Source organism: Collinsella aerofaciens (genome assembly GCF_040910325.1).
Taxonomy (GTDB): Bacteria; Actinomycetota; Coriobacteriia; order Coriobacteriales; family Coriobacteriaceae; genus Collinsella; species Collinsella aerofaciens_BL.
Genome location: NZ_JBDGAV010000035.1, coordinates 1 through 15,821, shown reverse-complemented (window position 1 = coordinate 15,821; position 15,821 = coordinate 1). Strand labels below are relative to the sequence as shown.

The 15,821-nt window shown below is 58.2% G+C and carries 12 protein-coding genes; all 12 read left to right on the top strand.

Annotation, left to right across the window (positions count from 1 at the left end; genetic code table 11):
* Positions 1 to 188: 188 nt before the first annotated feature.
* Entirely contained in the window at positions 189 to 845 is a 657-nt protein-coding gene (locus AB5Z25_RS10035) for a YveK family protein (RefSeq protein ID WP_368135475.1), read from the top strand.
* A gap of 2 nt (positions 846 to 847) precedes the next feature.
* Positions 848 to 1,585 carry a CpsD/CapB family tyrosine-protein kinase gene (locus tag AB5Z25_RS10030; protein ID WP_368135474.1) on the top strand — a complete coding sequence of 246 codons (738 nt, stop codon included), beginning with the start codon at positions 848 to 850 and terminating at the stop codon, positions 1,583 to 1,585.
* Positions 1,586 to 1,602: 17 nt separating this feature from the next.
* Complete coding sequence (locus AB5Z25_RS10025) at positions 1,603 to 2,253, top strand: tyrosine-protein phosphatase (protein WP_022094060.1); 651 nt, start codon at positions 1,603 to 1,605, stop codon at positions 2,251 to 2,253.
* Positions 2,254 to 2,292: 39 nt separating this feature from the next.
* Positions 2,293 to 2,793 (top strand): GNAT family N-acetyltransferase, encoded by a 501-nt coding sequence (locus AB5Z25_RS10020; RefSeq protein ID WP_368135473.1) that lies wholly within the window; start codon positions 2,293 to 2,295, stop codon positions 2,791 to 2,793.
* Between the two features lie 202 nt (positions 2,794 to 2,995).
* On the top strand, positions 2,996 to 5,020 hold the full coding sequence (gene htpG, locus AB5Z25_RS10015; RefSeq protein ID WP_195239565.1) for a molecular chaperone HtpG: 2,025 nt from the start codon (positions 2,996 to 2,998) through the stop codon (positions 5,018 to 5,020).
* Between the two features lie 492 nt (positions 5,021 to 5,512).
* Positions 5,513 to 8,278 (top strand): YhgE/Pip domain-containing protein, encoded by a 2,766-nt coding sequence (locus tag AB5Z25_RS10010; RefSeq protein ID WP_368135472.1) that lies wholly within the window; start codon positions 5,513 to 5,515, stop codon positions 8,276 to 8,278.
* Positions 8,279 to 10,468, top strand: coding sequence for a YhgE/Pip family protein (locus AB5Z25_RS10005; RefSeq protein WP_346978358.1), 2,190 nt, complete (start codon positions 8,279 to 8,281; stop codon positions 10,466 to 10,468).
* A 201-nt stretch (positions 10,469 to 10,669) separates the two neighbouring features.
* The gene (locus AB5Z25_RS10000) at positions 10,670 to 11,653 is read left to right on the top strand and encodes a DMT family transporter (protein ID WP_368135471.1); all 984 of its coding nucleotides are present in this window, start codon (positions 10,670 to 10,672) and stop codon (positions 11,651 to 11,653) included.
* Between the two features lie 116 nt (positions 11,654 to 11,769).
* Positions 11,770 to 13,068 carry a M20 family metallopeptidase gene (locus AB5Z25_RS09995; protein ID WP_368135470.1) on the top strand — a complete coding sequence of 433 codons (1,299 nt, stop codon included), beginning with the start codon at positions 11,770 to 11,772 and terminating at the stop codon, positions 13,066 to 13,068.
* A gap of 122 nt (positions 13,069 to 13,190) precedes the next feature.
* On the top strand, positions 13,191 to 13,640 hold the full coding sequence (locus AB5Z25_RS09990) for an MFS transporter (protein WP_368135469.1): 450 nt from the start codon (positions 13,191 to 13,193) through the stop codon (positions 13,638 to 13,640).
* A 304-nt stretch (positions 13,641 to 13,944) separates the two neighbouring features.
* Positions 13,945 to 15,258: a histidine--tRNA ligase gene (gene hisS / locus AB5Z25_RS09985; protein ID WP_055285961.1), complete on the top strand. Its 1,314-nt coding sequence runs from the start codon at positions 13,945 to 13,947 to the stop codon at positions 15,256 to 15,258.
* A 258-nt stretch (positions 15,259 to 15,516) separates the two neighbouring features.
* The gene (locus AB5Z25_RS09980; protein WP_368135468.1) at positions 15,517 to 15,807 is read left to right on the top strand and encodes a hypothetical protein; all 291 of its coding nucleotides are present in this window, start codon (positions 15,517 to 15,519) and stop codon (positions 15,805 to 15,807) included.
* The last annotated feature ends 14 nt before the right edge of the window (positions 15,808 to 15,821 follow it).

Below are 15,821 nucleotides of genomic sequence, written 5' to 3'. Positions count from 1 at the left end.
GGTATCGGGTTCCCACATTCATCCGCACATGTGCGGATGAATGTGGGAAGTGTTCGGATGAAGTTGATAATCAAGGATTTTTACAGGAGAGCCTGTTTCTTATGTATAGAGTTTGGTCTCGGTAAAAAGATGCGATAACATACGGACAGTTTTGTCAATCCGAACTGGGGAAATGAAAGGCAAGCTGCATGACCCTTCTCGAACTGTTCCAGCTGCTGAAGAAGCACCTCAAGCTGGTCATCACCCTTCCGGTGGTCTGCGCGATCGCCATGGGCATCGTGTCCTTCGCCGCGATGGACAACACCTATACCGCGACGACGAGCATGTACATTCTCGCCAAGACCGACGATAGCGGCCAGATGAGCTACAACGATCTCTCGGCGAGCCAGATGCTTTCCAACGATATCGCCACGCTGCTGGATAGCGATAGCGTTAAGAGCGGCGCCGCCAAGGAACTGGGCCTCACCGATCTGGATGACTACAAGGTGTCTGTTTCCTCCGAGACCACCACGCGTGTCATTACGCTTTCGGTTACCGGCACCGATGCCAAGGAGACGGCTAAGGTCGCAAAGGCCATAGCTAGCTCGGTGAGTACGGTCGCTCAGAACGTCGGCGCTGTCCAGAGCATCAACGTTATCGACGAGGCTAAGACCCTCGAAGCCCCCAGCGGCCCCAAGCGCACGCTGTATATTGCCGTCGCGTTCCTCGCCGGTATCTTTATCGCAGTCGCCTATGTCGTTTTGGCAGACATGCTCAATACCCGCATCCGCGGTGCCGAAGAGGCGGAAGAGCTCCTGGGCATTCCCGTTGTTGGCCGAATTCCGGCTATGAAAGGTGGTAAATAGGCATGGCTAAGGCAAAGAACACCGATAAGCTCGTTGTACAGAATGCCGCCAAGACCCTTCTGGCCAACATCCGCTTTGCGAGCGTGGACGACCCCATTCGCACCATCACCGTTACGTCCTCGATTCCCAACGAGGGCAAGTCTACGGTTTCCATCAACCTTGCCCAGGCTATCGCCACCAGCGGCAAGAGCGTCCTGCTGGTCGAGGCTGATATGCGTCGCAGGTCCCTTGCCGATATGCTCGGCGTCCGCTCCCGCGGCGGACTCTATGCAGTCCTTTCCGAGCAGGTTTCTATTGACCAGGCGATTGTCGAGACGGGTCAGAAGAACTTCTACTTCCTCGATGCCGAGCCGCATATTCCCAATCCTGCCGACATCATCGTCTCTCACCGCTTTGCCAAGCTGGTAAAGGCACTGTCCGCCAAGTTCCAGTACGTCATCTTTGATGCTCCCCCGGTCGGCACCTTCATCGATGCTGCCGAGATCGCCAGTCTGACCGACGGCACGCTGTTCGTGGTGCGCGAGGACTTCACCAAGCGCGAGGAGGCACTCAACGCTATCGGCCAGCTTAAGAAGTCCGAAAAGGTCAAGCTCATCGGTACCGTTATGAACTACTGCGAGACCGAGACCAGCGAGTACTACTACTCCTACTACACCAAGGACGGTAAGAAGGTGAAGAAGGGCTCCGACGATCAGGGGACTTCCAAAAAGGGCATCTTCACCAACCGAGCAAACGTTTAGTTGATTAAGGCTGACCTATGCGTGACATTCATTGCCATATCTTGCCGGGTGTAGACGACGGCGCCGCCGATCTCGATGAGAGCTTGGCGATGCTCGAGGCTGCCAAGCGGGCTGGTGTAACCAGAATTGTTTGCACTCCTCACTGCCGTGATCCCTATTTTGATTACGACAAGATGTGGGATGCCTTTGAGCTGCTGCGTGATAACGCTGACGGTTTTCCGCTCCAGATGGGCTTCGAGGTCAACCATCGAAAGCTCGTTGAGCTTGGTATCGATGCCGCGGAGCACTTGCATTTCGATGGGACCAACGAGTTTCTTCTCGAGCTTTCGACGCATGCCGATGCGTATGCGTTTAGAGAGTACGAGAACACGATTTACGATTTGCAGTGCCGTGGCTACCAGGTGATCATCGCTCATCCTGAGCGCTATCGTGCGGTTCAAAAGGATGTAAGCGTGGCGGAGCGCCTGGTCGATATGGGCTGCAAGCTGCAGGCTTCGGCGGACTTTATTGCCGGCGGTCGCTTTGGTCGCGAGAAAAAGCCGGCACAGCGCCTGTTCGATCAGAACCTGTACAGCTTCATCGCGAGCGATGCCCATAACGTGGGTCATTACGATTGCCTGGCGAAGGCTCGCGCGAAGTTTAGCGTGCGCGGAGCTCATTTTCGCTAATATCTGTCCCTAACGTTCGCATTGAATGAAAGGGCAGCCATGGATATCCAACTTAAGACGGGATGCTTTGATGACGCGGCGTTGGTGCGCCGCGTCGTTTTTATGGACGAGCAAGGCTACGAGAATGAGTTCGACGCTATCGACGAGGATCCAAACTGCATTCATGTGACGCTCTATGTAGACGGCGAGCTTGCCGGTTGCTCGCGCGTGTTTCCCGAGGAACTGGAGCGCGCGGCAGATGCAGAGGCTCCGGTTTCGCCGGCGTGCGACTTGGACGAAGGCGTTGCGGCGGGGGAGACCTATATTATGGGGCGCGTCGCCGTGCTGCCGGCTATGCGTCGTCGCGGACTGGCGAGTGCGATCGTCGAGGCCAGTGCTTCGTGTGCACGCGATGCCGGCGCTAAGCTTATTAAGCTGCATGCGCAGGAATACGTGTTGCCGCTCTATGCAAAGGCGGGCTACACGCAAATTGCCCCGGTAGATTACGAAGACGAGGGCCAGCCCCATGTCTGGATGGCCAAGCGCGTAGATGGCAGATAGGGACGTTCCTTTTCTGCCGGCAGTTGGGGACGCTCCTTGGCAATTGGCGCATCGGAGCGCTTAGACATACAGTTTTTCGATTCCGTATGTATATATGCGCGCTAATGGGTTATAAAATCTAAGTCTGAACATAGCAGGTCTGCGATTCGGCTCGGGCGACCGGGCCGTTTTTGCGGACGGGGGTAGCGCGAAAGGACTGCACATGCGTCAATTTAAGACCGAGAGCAAAAAACTGCTCGACCTCATGATCAACTCCATCTACACCAATAAGGAAATCTTCCTGCGCGAGCTTATCTCTAACGCGAGCGACGCCGTCGACAAGCTCAACTTTAAGAGCCTGCAGGATCCGAGCGTCAAGATCGACCAGGGCGACCTGGCTATTCGCGTTTCCTTTGATAAAGACGCCCGCACCATTACCATCTCGGATAACGGCATTGGCATGACCGCCGAGGAGCTCGAGCGCAATCTGGGCACCATCGCCCATTCCGGCTCCGAGGAGTTTAAGACCGAGAACGCCGAGCAGCAGGGTTCGGATGTCGACATCATCGGCCAGTTTGGCGTGGGCTTCTACTCGGCTTTTATGGTCGCCAGCCATGTGAAGGTCGTCAGCCGCGCCTACGGCGAGGATGTCGCCCATGTGTGGGAATCCGACGGTCTTGAGGGCTACACCATCGAGGACGGCGAGCGTGCCGAGCACGGTACCGATGTCATCCTGACGCTGCGCGAGAACGAGAAGCTCGATGCCGACGGCGAGGCCGAGACCTACGATCGCTTCCTGACCGAGTGGGGCCTCAAGAGCCTAATTCAGCAGTACAGTAACTATGTGCGTTACCCGATCCAGATGATGGTGTCCAAGAGCCGCCAGAAGCCCAAGCCCGAGGATGCTGGCGATGACTACACGCCCGAGTACGAGGACTACCAGGAGCTCGAGACCGTCAACTCCATGACGCCGATCTGGAAAAAGCGCAGCTCCGATGTCGAGCAGAAGGACTACGACGAGTTCTACAAGTCCACGTTCCACGACTTTGACGATCCTGCGCGCACCATCAGCTTCCATGCCGAGGGCACGCTCGAGTATGACGCCCTGCTGTTTGTGCCGGGCCGCGCGCCGTTCGATCTGTACAGCAAGGATTACGAGAAGGGTCTGGCGCTCTACAGCTCCAATGTCCTGATCATGGAGAAGTGCGACGATCTGCTGCCCGACTACTACAACTTTGTCCGCGGTGTCGTGGATTCCGCCGACGTGTCGCTCAACATCTCGCGTGAGACGCTGCAGCAGAACCGTCAGCTCAAGGCCATCGCCAAGCGTGTGGAAAAGAAGATCACCGCTGACCTTGAGGATATGCGTGACAACGACCGCGAGGCCTACGAGAAGTTCTTTGAGAACTTTGGCCGCGGCCTTAAGTACGGCATCTACTCGAGCTATGGCATGAAGGCCGATGAGCTCGCCGACCTGTTGCTGTTCTGGTCTGCCAAGGAACAGAAGATGATTACCCTGGCCGAGTATGCCAAGGGCATGCCTGAGGATCAGAAGGCCATCTACTACGCCGCCGGCGACTCGCGTGAGCGCTTGGCCAAGATGCCCGTGGTAAAGGGCGTGCTCGACCGCGGCTATGACGTGCTGCTGCTGACGCAGGATGTGGATGAGTTCACGTTCCAGGCTATGCGTGAGTACGTTGCCGCCGATATGCCCAAGATCTATGAGGACGACGCAGCTCGCGAGGCTGCCGAAAAGGCTGTGGCCGACGGTGCCGAGCCCGAGGTCGAGGATCGTCATCTGGAGCTCAAGAACGTCGCGACCGGTGATCTTGACCTGGCGACCGAGGATGAGAAGAAGGAGGCCGAGGACGCCACCAAGGAGAACGAGGACCTCTTTAGCGCTATGAAGGAGGCGCTCGGTGACAAGGTCGAGAAAGTTGCCGTCTCCGCGCGCCTGACCGATGCCCCCGCTTGCATCACCACCGAGGGTCCGCTTTCGCTTGAGATGGAGAAGGTACTCCAGAAGGGACCCGAGGGCGCGCCCGACGGCATGCCCAAGAGCCAGCGCGTGCTCGAGCTCAACGCCAAGCACCCGGTCTTTGACAAGCTTGTCGCTGCCCAGAAGGCAGGCGACGCCGACAAGATCAAGCAGTACTCCGGTTTGCTCTATGACCAGGCCCTGCTGGTCGAGGGCATCCTCCCCGAGGATCCCGTAGCCTTCGCGGCGGCTGTTTGCAACTTGATGTAGTTAGGTAGTTACGCGGTTTTACCAAACCGCGTAACGGCTCGACGCTGCCCTCAGTTCCGCCGTTCTAACGAACGGCGGACCAGTCGACGCTGCGCGGGCGCCAGAGCGACAACTTGTCATTCAAAGAGGACGGCATGACCAGAAGGTCTATGCCGTCCTCTTTTCATGCCAATTTGTTCGCTCTGGCGCCCGCTCGCTGGCATTGCTAAAACATCGATGTTACCGTGGTCCAAACTAGTCGTTGGGGGCGTTCTTGTTTGACCAGTCGTTTAAGAACGTCCCCGATGACTATTTGAATTGCTAATTTGTGCGGGTTGTGGTTTTGTGACCTGCTGAAATTAAAGATACTGTACAACTGTACGTTAATTCGTCTTCGTAGTATATTGCTACCCGCAAAACTCAATACCATTGTGCTCTGAGACGCTAAAGCGCTTACGTACAATGGTTATCGATAGTACGATTCGATTCAACGACAGGATGGATGGTCCAAGCGTGAGTCTCGGCAGCAAACTATCCAATGCAAAGGTCTCCTTTGCGATATTTAAGCGCGACATTAAGCGACTGCTTGTGAACCCCGTCGCCTGGGTGGTTACCCTTGGCGTGTGCGTTATTCCCTCGCTGTATGCCTGGTACAACATCGTGGCCAACTGGGATCCGTACGGAAACACCCAGGGCATCAAGATTGCCATCGCCAACAACGATCGGGGCACCCAAAACGACCTGGTGGGCGAGCTCAACGCGGGCGATCAGGTCGTCGATCAGCTCAAGGAGAACGATCAGCTGGGCTGGACCTTCGTCGATTCTGCGGCCGATGCCAAAGAGGGCGTCGAGAGCGGTGAGTACTATGCGGCCATCGTAGTCCCCAAGAACTTCTCGGATAACCTGGTTTCGATGCTCGACGGCAACTACCATCAGCCCAAGCTTACGTACTACGTCAATGAGAAGAAGAGCGCTATTGCGCCCAAGGTTACCGACACCGGTGCAAACACCATCGAGGAGCAGATCAACTCGGAATTTGTCTCCACGGTGGGCGAGACCGTTGCCAGTATTGCCAAGGATGCCGGAGTCGATTTAAAGGACAAGGCAACCCAGACTCAGGATTCGTTGGCCGGTTCGGTATCAGAGGCTTCCGATACGTTGGGCGAAGTGCGTGATTCGATTGGCGACATGAATGCCGCCATCGATAAGACGAGTGGTTCCATTGCCTCGGCAGATGCGGCACTTGCCGGTCTGCAGGGTCAGGCGCCGTCGCTGACGCAGGCGATCTCCCAGGGCAATGACCTGCTGGGCGAGGCTCGCGCCACGGCGGGCAACTCTGTCGCCTCGCTCTCCAAGGCGCTCTCGGAAGGCAGCCTTGCGCTCACCAAGACGTCAGTCTCCGCAAACGCTGCGATTGGCAAGCTGACGGGCACGGTCGCATCTACGACTACCCGTATCGACAACTCGCTTGAGTCTCTCCAAGCGACGATCGACCACAATAAGGCCGTTATCGGGCACTTGGAAATTCTCGTCAATGACACGTCGACAGGTTCCAAGGAAATTGACGCGCGCATTGTATCGATCATCGATTTGCTCCGCGAGCAGAATGAAAAGCTTCAGAGCATCAAGGACGGTCTGTCTGCGCAGTCGAGCGCCATGGCGAATGACGCTGCGGCTGTCTCGGGTGCCAGCGACGCTATCAATAATGCAATTCAGACCGGTGCGACCAACCTTGGCCAGGCTCAGACGGACTTGGGTCAAAACGCGCTGCCGAAGGTCTCGAGCGCACTTGATTCGTTTGCCGCCGTCTCGGGTGATCTGACGGGAATCGTGTCTGGCCTCACGCCTACTATTGCAAGTGCGCGCGGTACACTTTCGCAACTCAACGCCACGCTCGGTCAGGCCAAGACCACGCTGTCCCAGACCGATGCCTCGCTTGCCAAGGTCCAGGATAAGCTCGCAACCGCCGCCAACGACATCGCGGCGCTACAGACCTCCGAGTCCATGGGCGAGCTGGCCGGCCTGATGGGCGTCGACGTCGATGATGTTGCAGACTTCATGGCATCTCCGGTCGAGCTGACCTCAAAGTCAATTTACCCGGTCAAGAGCTTTGGTTCGGGCATTGCCCCGTTCTATACCAATCTGGCGCTGTGGGTGGGCGGCTACGTGCTTATCGCCATCTACAAGCTCGAGGTCGACCGCGAAGGCATCGGCAGCTTTACCGCGCGTCAGGGCTACTTTGGCCGCTGGTTGCTCCTGGTGATCCTGGGCGCGTTGCAGGCCATCATCGTTACGGTAGGCGATCTGGTGATCGGCGTGCAGTGCGTCAGCCCGCTGCTGTTCGTGCTGGGCGGCATCGCCATCTCGTTCACCTACGTCAATATCATCTATGCGCTGTCCACCACGTTTAAGCATATCGGCAAGGCTATCGGCGTCATTCTGGTTATCGTGCAGATCCCGGGTTCGTCGGGCATGTACCCCATCGAGATGATGCCAGGCTTCTTCCAGTGGCTGCACCCGCTGCTGCCCTTTACCTACGGCATCAATCTGCTGCGCGAGACGGTCGGCGGCATGTATTCGTTCAACTACCTGTTTAACCTGTGCATTCTGGGCGTGTTCTTGATCGTGGCGCTCTTTATCGGCCTGCAGCTGCGTCCGCTGCTGCTCAACCTTAACCTGCTCTTTGATAAACAGCTCTCCACGACCGGTATGATGATTTGCGAGTCCAACGACCTGCCGCGCCAGCGCTACTCGCTGCGCACGGCCATGCGCGTCATGCTCGATTCCGATTCGTACCGTCGCGAACTGCTCGATCATGCGGTCGCCTTTGAACATCGCTACCCGTACTACATCAAGGGCGGTTTTGCCGCCGTGGTGGGCGTTCAGGTCCTGCTCTTTGTCCTGTCGACGGTTCTCGATATCGACAATAACGGCAAGATCATCCTGCTTGTCATTTGGATCATCTCGGTTATTGCCATCTGCGGCTGGCTGATCAATATCGAATATATCCGAGCGAGCCTCAATACCCAGATGCGCATCTCGGCGCTTTCGGATGAGGACCTGCGTCGCGAGATGCGCGAACACACGGCCGCCATTCCTGCCGCCCGCCACATGTTTGGCCTCAACGCCAGCGAGCGTGGTGCCAAGGGCGGCGATCAGTCCACGGGCCGCTTGCCGCATATCGGCTCGCACCATAAATCTCAGGGCAGCGACAGCACAGCCACAAATGATGGAGACACCACCGCGCTTGGCAAGCACTCCAAAGGAGGTGAGGCATAAATGAAGAACATCCTGCATCTGTTTAAGCGCGATGTCCAAAACGTGTCTCGCTCCGTGATCGGCTTGGTTGTCGTGATGGGCCTCATTATCGTACCGTGTCTGTACGCGTGGTTTAACATCGCCGGCAGCTGGGATCCGTACGGCAACACCGGCAATCTTAAGATCGCCGTGGTCAACACCGATGAGGGTTACGAGAGCGATTTGATCCCCGTCGAGGTTAACGTGGGCGAAAACGTGACCGCCACCCTACGCGGCAACGAGAGCTTCGATTGGGTTGTGCTCAACAATCGCGAAAAGGCTATCGAGGGCGTTAAGTCGGGCGCGTACTATGCTGCCGTCGTTATCCCCAAAACGTTTAGCGCTGACATGATGACGCTTTTCTCGACCGACGTGAAACACGCCGATATCGAGTTTTACGAGAACCAGAAGGCCAACGCCATTGCGCAGATCGTGACCGAGAAGGGTTCGAGTGCCGTTCAGAGCCAGGTTAACGAAACTTTTACCGAGACCATTACGAGCATCGGTCTTAAGACGGTGTCCAGCCTGCTCGATTACATGAGCACCGACCAGGTCAGCAACTTTATCGCCAACCTGTCCTCGACGCTTGGCGATTCGATTGAGGACCTGCGAGACGTTCAGGCAAATGCTTCGTCGCTGGCGGGCATTTTGAGCTCCACGTCCGATTCGCTGACGTCGGCGAGCGGCATGCTCAAGCAGACCGGTGCCGTCGATGAGTCGACAAAGCAGCTCATGGAACATGCCAAAAGCGGCATCGATGATTCCAAAGAAGCGCTTAAGGCGGCAAACGATGCCATCGATGCCGCAATCGATGGAAGTGCGGGTTCGTTCGACAATGTGTCTGCCGAGCTCGCGAAGGCGTTCGACACCGCAAACCAGCATGTCGACCTTACGGTGTCCCAACTCAACGATGCCGCTGCGGCCCTCAATGCGCGCGCCAAGGATATCGATGCGATGGCCGATCAGCTCCGCAGCCTTGCCGACCAGGTGAGCGATGAGAATTTGAAGGACGGCCTCAAGTCCGCCGCGACGTCGCTGGGCAGAATCGCCGTTGAGTACCGCAACAATGCCAAGGATCTGGCGGCTACCGCGAAGTCTCTCTCCGATAGCATGGCCGAGGTCAACAACTTGCGTGCCGAGGTCGATCAGGCCATCGCTGATGCCAAGGCCGGCATCGCGGGTGCCAAATCCGATTACGATTCCACGTTCTCGGTTAAGGCCAAGGAGCTCAAGAAGACGGTTTCGGGCATTCTGGACTCGCTTGATGGCATCTCGGGCGACCTGGATAGCGCCGTAGGCGGCCTGACCGACGCATCCGGCTCGTTGGCGAAGGGCCTCTCCAAGGCCGCCAAGCTGGTCAACAAGGCTTCCGATCAGCTAGGTGAAGCGTCCGATAAGATCAGTGCGTTTAAGGATGAGCTCGATGGCGCCCTGATGTCGGACGACCTTGCCACGATCAAGACGATGATTGGCAACGATCCCGAGGGTTTGGCCGTGTCGCTTTCCGGTCCCGTCGCGCTCGATCGCAAACCGGTCTATCCGATCCGCAACTACGGCTCGGCCATGGCGCCGTTCTACACGATTCTGTCGCTCTGGGTCGGCTCGATCGTGCTGGCGGCCATGATGAAGGTGTCGGTTGACGATGAGCTTATCAACGAGCTCATCCCCGTACGCCTACACGAGATCTACCTGGGTCGTTACTTGTTCTTTGGCGGTTTGGCTCTGCTGCAGGCAACGCTCGTGTGCGCGGGCGACATCCTGTTCTTTGGCATCCAGTGCGACAACCCGCTGCAGTTTGTGCTGGCGGGCTGGGTCGCGAGTCTCGTGTTCTCCAATATCGTCTACACGCTTACGGTGTCGTTTGGCGATATCGGCAAGGCTTTGGCCGTTGTGCTGCTGGTCATGCAGGTCGGCGGTTCGGGCGGTACGTTCCCCATCGAGATGACCGGCCCTGTGTTCCAGGCGATCTATCCGTTCCTGCCGTTTACCCATGGCATTAACGCCATGCATGCCGCCATGGCTGGCGCCTACCATATGGAGTACTGGGTTGAGCTGGGCATTCTGGCGAGCTATCTGATTCCGTCGCTGGCCCTGGGCGTCGTCTTCCGCCGTCCGGTCATCAAAGCCAACGACTGGATCATCGAAAAACTGGAGTCAACCAAATTGATTTAGTTCAGACACGTAAACGCTGTCAGAACATCGAGGCCTTCCAGTTTTACACTTTATTATGCTGGATTGCGATGCAACGCCGGTTGTTGCTACAGTAGCGGGGCGTGCCGGGGGTCCGGTGCGCCCCGTTTTTATTTGACCATGAGGCGGCACGCAGCCATACGCGTGCGGACACCACGCCAAGATTGAGTGTGAGGATGTTCCATGGCCCAATACGCTGCCAACGAAATCGAAAACATGCCCGATAGCCCTGTCGCACGGGAGGACCTGGGCGCCGGCGGCACCTCCCGCGGCGCCGGCGCACGCTCGCCGCTGTTCTGGAAGGTCTTGCTGCTTTCGATAGCGGTCATCTGGGGCTATTCCTTCACCACCATGAAGGATGCGCTCGATACCGTTCCGGTGTTCGAGCTGCTCTACATTCGTTTTCTTCCGGCGTCGTTGGTCATGCTTGTCATCTTCCACAAGCGCATCATTGCCCATTTCAACGCTCGAAACCTGATTGTTGGACTTGGTATGGGCGCACTTATGTGGGGCGCGTACGGTTTGCAGACGATCGGCCTGGCACAGACCACGGCAGGCAAGAGTGCATTTTTGACGGGCACGTACTGCATCTTGGTTCCGTTTGCGAGCTACGTTCTAAGCGGCGAAAAGCTTACCCGTTACAACTTGGGCGCCGCGTTGCTGTGCCTGGCGGGCATTGGTCTGGTGGCGCTCGATAGCGTCGAGTTCAATGTCGGCGATGTCATCACACTGGGCGGTGCGGTCTTCTTTGCCATCCAGATGGCGGTGACCGCCAAGTATGGCCGCAAGATGGACATCAACGTCATCACGTTTTGGATGTTTGTGGGCAACGGCGTGCTGAGCCTGATCTCGTCGCTGCTATTCGAGACCCAAGCGCCGCTGTCCGTTTGGACGCCGAGCTTTATCAGTGTGATGGCGTTTCTCTCGGTGGGCTGCACATGTGTGGCTCTGCTCATCCAAAACGTCGGCCTGGCGCATGTCCCGGCCTCGACGGGCTCGCTGCTCCTTTCGATGGAGTCGCCTTCGGGTGTGCTGTTCTCGGTGCTGCTGATGGGGGAGGCGCTCACCTCGCGCCTGCTCGCCGGCTTCGCGCTCATCTTCTTGTCGATTATCTTGAGCGAGACGCATTTCGATTTCTTGCGCCGAAAATCTCGCCCGCAATTGTAAACAACTTGTTGCGCCGCCCTTCCAAGGCGGCATTTTTTATGTCATGCCCTTACAGTTGTGCCTTGCACTTTACGCTATCAAAGTGCGTGCTGCAAAAACGTTACTGGAGGGCATCTATGGCATCAGCTCTGTCCGATTTTCAACCGCAACTAGCGCCCAAGGCCACCACAGCGGCGCAGACCGCTATCGGCGACGGTCTTGTCGCAGAAGCTCAGGCTTTTGCAGACGAGTTCGCTGCGTGGCGCCACGATCTACACCAGATGCCCGAGCTCGGTAACAATCTTCCGCAGACGTCTGCCTATATCCAGGCACGTCTGGACGAGATGGACATCCCCCATACCACGCTCGTCGATGGTTCCTGCGTCGTTGGCCTGATCGGTGCCGGTGCGGCCGCGGCCGCTCAGGGCAATGGCACGTGCAAGGACGAGCAGGCCGGAACGGTCGTCATGCTTCGTGGCGACATGGATGCCCTGCCCGTTGCCGAAGAGTCGGGCGAGCCTTTCGCCTCTACCAACGGCTGCATGCACGCTTGTGGCCACGATATGCATGCGACGGCGCTGCTCGGCGCGGCCCGTTTGCTCAAGGCCCGCGAGGCCGAGCTTGTGGAGGCCAACGCTACCGTCAAGTTGCTGTTCCAGCCGGGCGAGGAGACCTTTGAGGGAGCACGCGCTGCCATCGCCGACGGCTTGCTCGAGAACCCGCGCCCTCAGGCGGCCTTTGCCATGCATGTCAACAGCCAGTCGCCGCTTGGCCTGGTGCTCTACGGCAGCCCGGCGCTCTCGGGCGTGTACGGTTTTCGCATCACGCTTCAGGGCAAGGGCGGCCATGGCTCGAGCCCCGAGATTTGCATCGACCCCATCACAGCGGGCGTGCATGTGCATCTGGCGCTCCAGGAGCTCATCTCCCGCGAGGTGCCGGCGGCCAAGGAGGTCGCGCTTACCGTTGGCAAGTTCGCCGGTGGCTTGGCGGCCAACGTCATCCCCGACACCTGCGTGCTCGAGGGAACGCTGCGCGGCTTTGATGTTGAGCTCATGGCTCACCTAAAGACCCGCATCGCGGAGGTCGTTAACGGCGTTGCCACGACCTATCGTACGCCGGCGACCATCGAGACACTTTCGGATGTTCCGCCGCTTGTACTCGACAGTGATATGACTCAGGCGTCGCTTGGCTACGTGGGCGCAGTGCTGCCCAAGGCGGCTTTCTTGCCGCTTTTCCATGCCATGGCGAGTGAGGACTTCGCGCTTATCTCGAGCGAGATTCCGAGTGCGTACTTTACCGTGGGCGCGGCCGTAACCGACACGGACGAACACTTTGCCCAGCACCATCCCAAGGCACGTTTTAACGATGCCGAGCTGCCGCTCGGTGCCGCGGCCTATACCGCCGTCGCTTTGGGCTATATCGCCGACCACCGGTAGCATCCAACCTTGCCTTTCAAGCCTGCGGGCATGGCCGTAAGGCCTATGCCCTTGTCTTTCAAGGCAATCTTGGGCACTACCGGCGCCCGGCGCAGGCTATTCGTTTGTCTAAAAGGAGCAGTATGCCCCAGCAGCGTAAGTTCTTCCCCGGCTGGCTCGTGGTGGCCTCCGGCTTCGTGATCATGGCCACGTGTTACACGATTTTTGTCAATTGCATGAGCCTGTTCCAGCCGCTGATCGTCAGCGACCTGGGTATTTCCCTTGCGCAGTACAACGTCTCCAATGCAATCTCTACCGTGGTGAGCGTTATCGGATCGCTTGCCATTGGCCATGTTGCCGATAAAGTAAGCGGTCGCGTTTTGGGCTCCCTAACCGTTATCGCCACCTCGGCGGTGCTCGCGGGCATGAGCTTTGTGGGTGAGCTTTGGCAGGTCTATGTGCTCTTTGCCGTCTCGGGCTCCTTTGCGAGCACCTGGATCGTGTGCTTGGCGTGCTCCGTGGTCATGCTCGTGTTCCTGCTGGTATCCGAGCCCATCGCCGCCAAGCTGCGCGCGAGCGTGGCGGGGGAGTAGGCGTCCGTCGCTCTTTTCTGTTCGTCCCGTTCTGTCCGTGGCCGCCTTGGAAGCCGAATGGATGCTCGTACCATCATTCGGTTTCCAAGGCGGCCACGGGCCTACGAAATGATCCCTATTCCTCCGTCCCCAAGGGATCACGTGATCCGAAGGGGACGGAGGAAAAGGGATCACAAACAGCGGCGGCGCGTCTGGTCGAACGAGTCCCCATACCCTCGTTCGGTCAGACGCGCCGCCGCTGTTTGTATTTGTGCCGTATAATGACCGTTACCTATGACGCGATACAAAAGAAAGGTGTTTGCCCATGCAGGCACAGAAGGCGGAGGGAACCCGCGACCTTATCGGCGCCGAGATGCGCGCCTGGCAAAAGATGCAGCAGATTGCGGCCGGCGTGTTCGAGCCGTTTGGTTTTAAACCCATCGAGACGCCCGCGATCGAGCAAGTGGACGTGTTTGTCCACGGTATCGGCCAGTCGACCGACGTCGTGCGCAAGGAAATGTTCCGCGTGTTCAGCGGTGCCAACCTGGAGCGCGTCTTTACCGAGGGCACCGACACCAAACTCAAGCCCAAGCAGCGCCTGGCGCTTCGCCCCGAGGGCACGGCCGGCGTGGTGCGCGCTGTCGTCGAGAACAACCTGGTGCCCCAGGGCTCTACGCCGTTTAAGGCCTATTACGCCGAGGCCATGTTCCGTGGCGAGCGCCCCCAGAAGGGACGCCTGCGCCAGTTCCACCAGGTGGGCATCGAGTGGCTCGGCGCTCCCGATCCGGCGGCAGATGCCGAGTGCATCATCATGCTCATGGAGTTTTACAAGCGCCTGGGCTTCGATCTTTCCAAGCTTCGTCTGCTCATTAACTCGATGGGCGACGCTCAGTGCCGTCCGGCTTACCGCGAGCAAGTCAAGCAGTTTATCCTCGATCACGCAGACGAGATGTGCGATGAGTGCCGCGAGCGCGCCGAGCTCAACCCGCTGCGTGCCTTTGACTGCAAGAACGACCACTGCCGCGAGATCATGGCCGAGGCTCCGCTGATGGGTGACAACCTGTGCGATGAGTGCCGCGAGCACTACGAGCAAGTCAAGCGCTATCTGGATGCCGCCGGTATCGAGTATGTCGAGGATCCCACCTTGGTGCGCGGCCTGGACTACTACACCCGTACTGTCTTTGAGGTCGAGGCCCCTGGCGCCGGCGTCGGCTCCATCGGCGGCGGCGGCCGCTACGATGGTCTCGTCGAGCTCGAGGGCGGCAAGCCCACGGCAGGCGTCGGCTTCGCCGTCGGTTTTGAGCGCGCCCTGCTGGCCCTGCAGGCCTTTGGCAGCGACCTGGGTGCCGAGGAGGTCCCGTGCGTCTACGTCGCCAATGCCGGCAAGGAGCTGCGTCAGAACGTCTTTACCATTACGCAGCAGCTTCGCGCCGCAGGGATTGTGACCGAGGCCGACTATCAGGGCCGTTCGCTCAAGGCCCAGTTTAAGCAGGCCGATAAGGTAGGCGCCAAGCTCATCCTGGTCCTGGGCGGCGACGAGCTTGCCGCCGGCAAGGTCAAGGTGCGCGACATGCAGAGCCATGACGAGGTTCTCGTCGATCTGGCCAACGTCGTCGAGGCGGTTCGCGAGCGTCTGTAGCGCATGATTTTTGAGCTGCGGACCCGCTAACATGTCCCGCTCGCGACGAGCTATTGTTACGGGGGTGTTTCGCATTTATGCGGAATGCCCTCGCTTGCATATGCCGCCCACCGAGAAATACGACCATTTGGGGCAAAAACCCTTGCAATGCAGAAAATACTTTTGTGTGGTAAAGCGCAATCAGTGTCGAAAGTATTTCTCAAGCGCCTATAATGAATACCACATGTTACGTGCATAGAAGGAGGAATGGGAGGAAACGTGGCTGAGAACCTAAGCAACCAGTCTGTACCCGAAGCCGCGGCGCGCGTCGCTGCCGTGGTCAACCGCCTCGTTAACCGAATCGGCTCGAATGCCGAGTCCAGGGAGCGTCTCGCCGAGATCGAGATCCCCGAGGAGCTGCGCGATAATCTGGCGCTGTTCCTGCGCTTGGAACGTCGTGTGCTTAGCGAGTATGATCCCGAGATCGCGGACCTGTTCGACAAGATTTTGACAGCCGAGATTGTGGTCAATGCTGGCAACCCCGGTAGCCGCGCTGCCGACGAGTCATAGAGTGTAGATCTCGG

Bases quoted from the DNA above. Each gene is read 5' to 3' on its own strand.
- AB5Z25_RS10005 (WP_346978358.1), top strand. From the start codon at position 8,279: ATGAAGAACATCCTGCATCTGTTTAAGCGCGATGTCCAAAACGTGTCT.
- htpG (WP_195239565.1), top strand. From the start codon at position 2,996: ATGCGTCAATTTAAGACCGAGAGCAAAAAACTGCTCGACCTCATGATC.
- AB5Z25_RS10000 (WP_368135471.1), top strand. From the start codon at position 10,670: ATGGCCCAATACGCTGCCAACGAAATCGAAAACATGCCCGATAGCCCT.
- AB5Z25_RS10025 (WP_022094060.1), top strand. From the start codon at position 1,603: ATGCGTGACATTCATTGCCATATCTTGCCGGGTGTAGACGACGGCGCC.
- AB5Z25_RS09990 (WP_368135469.1), top strand. From the start codon at position 13,191: ATGCCCCAGCAGCGTAAGTTCTTCCCCGGCTGGCTCGTGGTGGCCTCC.
- AB5Z25_RS10020 (WP_368135473.1), top strand. From the start codon at position 2,293: ATGGATATCCAACTTAAGACGGGATGCTTTGATGACGCGGCGTTGGTG.
- hisS (WP_055285961.1), top strand. From the start codon at position 13,945: ATGCAGGCACAGAAGGCGGAGGGAACCCGCGACCTTATCGGCGCCGAG.
- AB5Z25_RS10035 (WP_368135475.1), top strand. From the start codon at position 189: ATGACCCTTCTCGAACTGTTCCAGCTGCTGAAGAAGCACCTCAAGCTG.
- AB5Z25_RS10030 (WP_368135474.1), top strand. From the start codon at position 848: ATGGCTAAGGCAAAGAACACCGATAAGCTCGTTGTACAGAATGCCGCC.
- AB5Z25_RS09995 (WP_368135470.1), top strand. From the start codon at position 11,770: ATGGCATCAGCTCTGTCCGATTTTCAACCGCAACTAGCGCCCAAGGCC.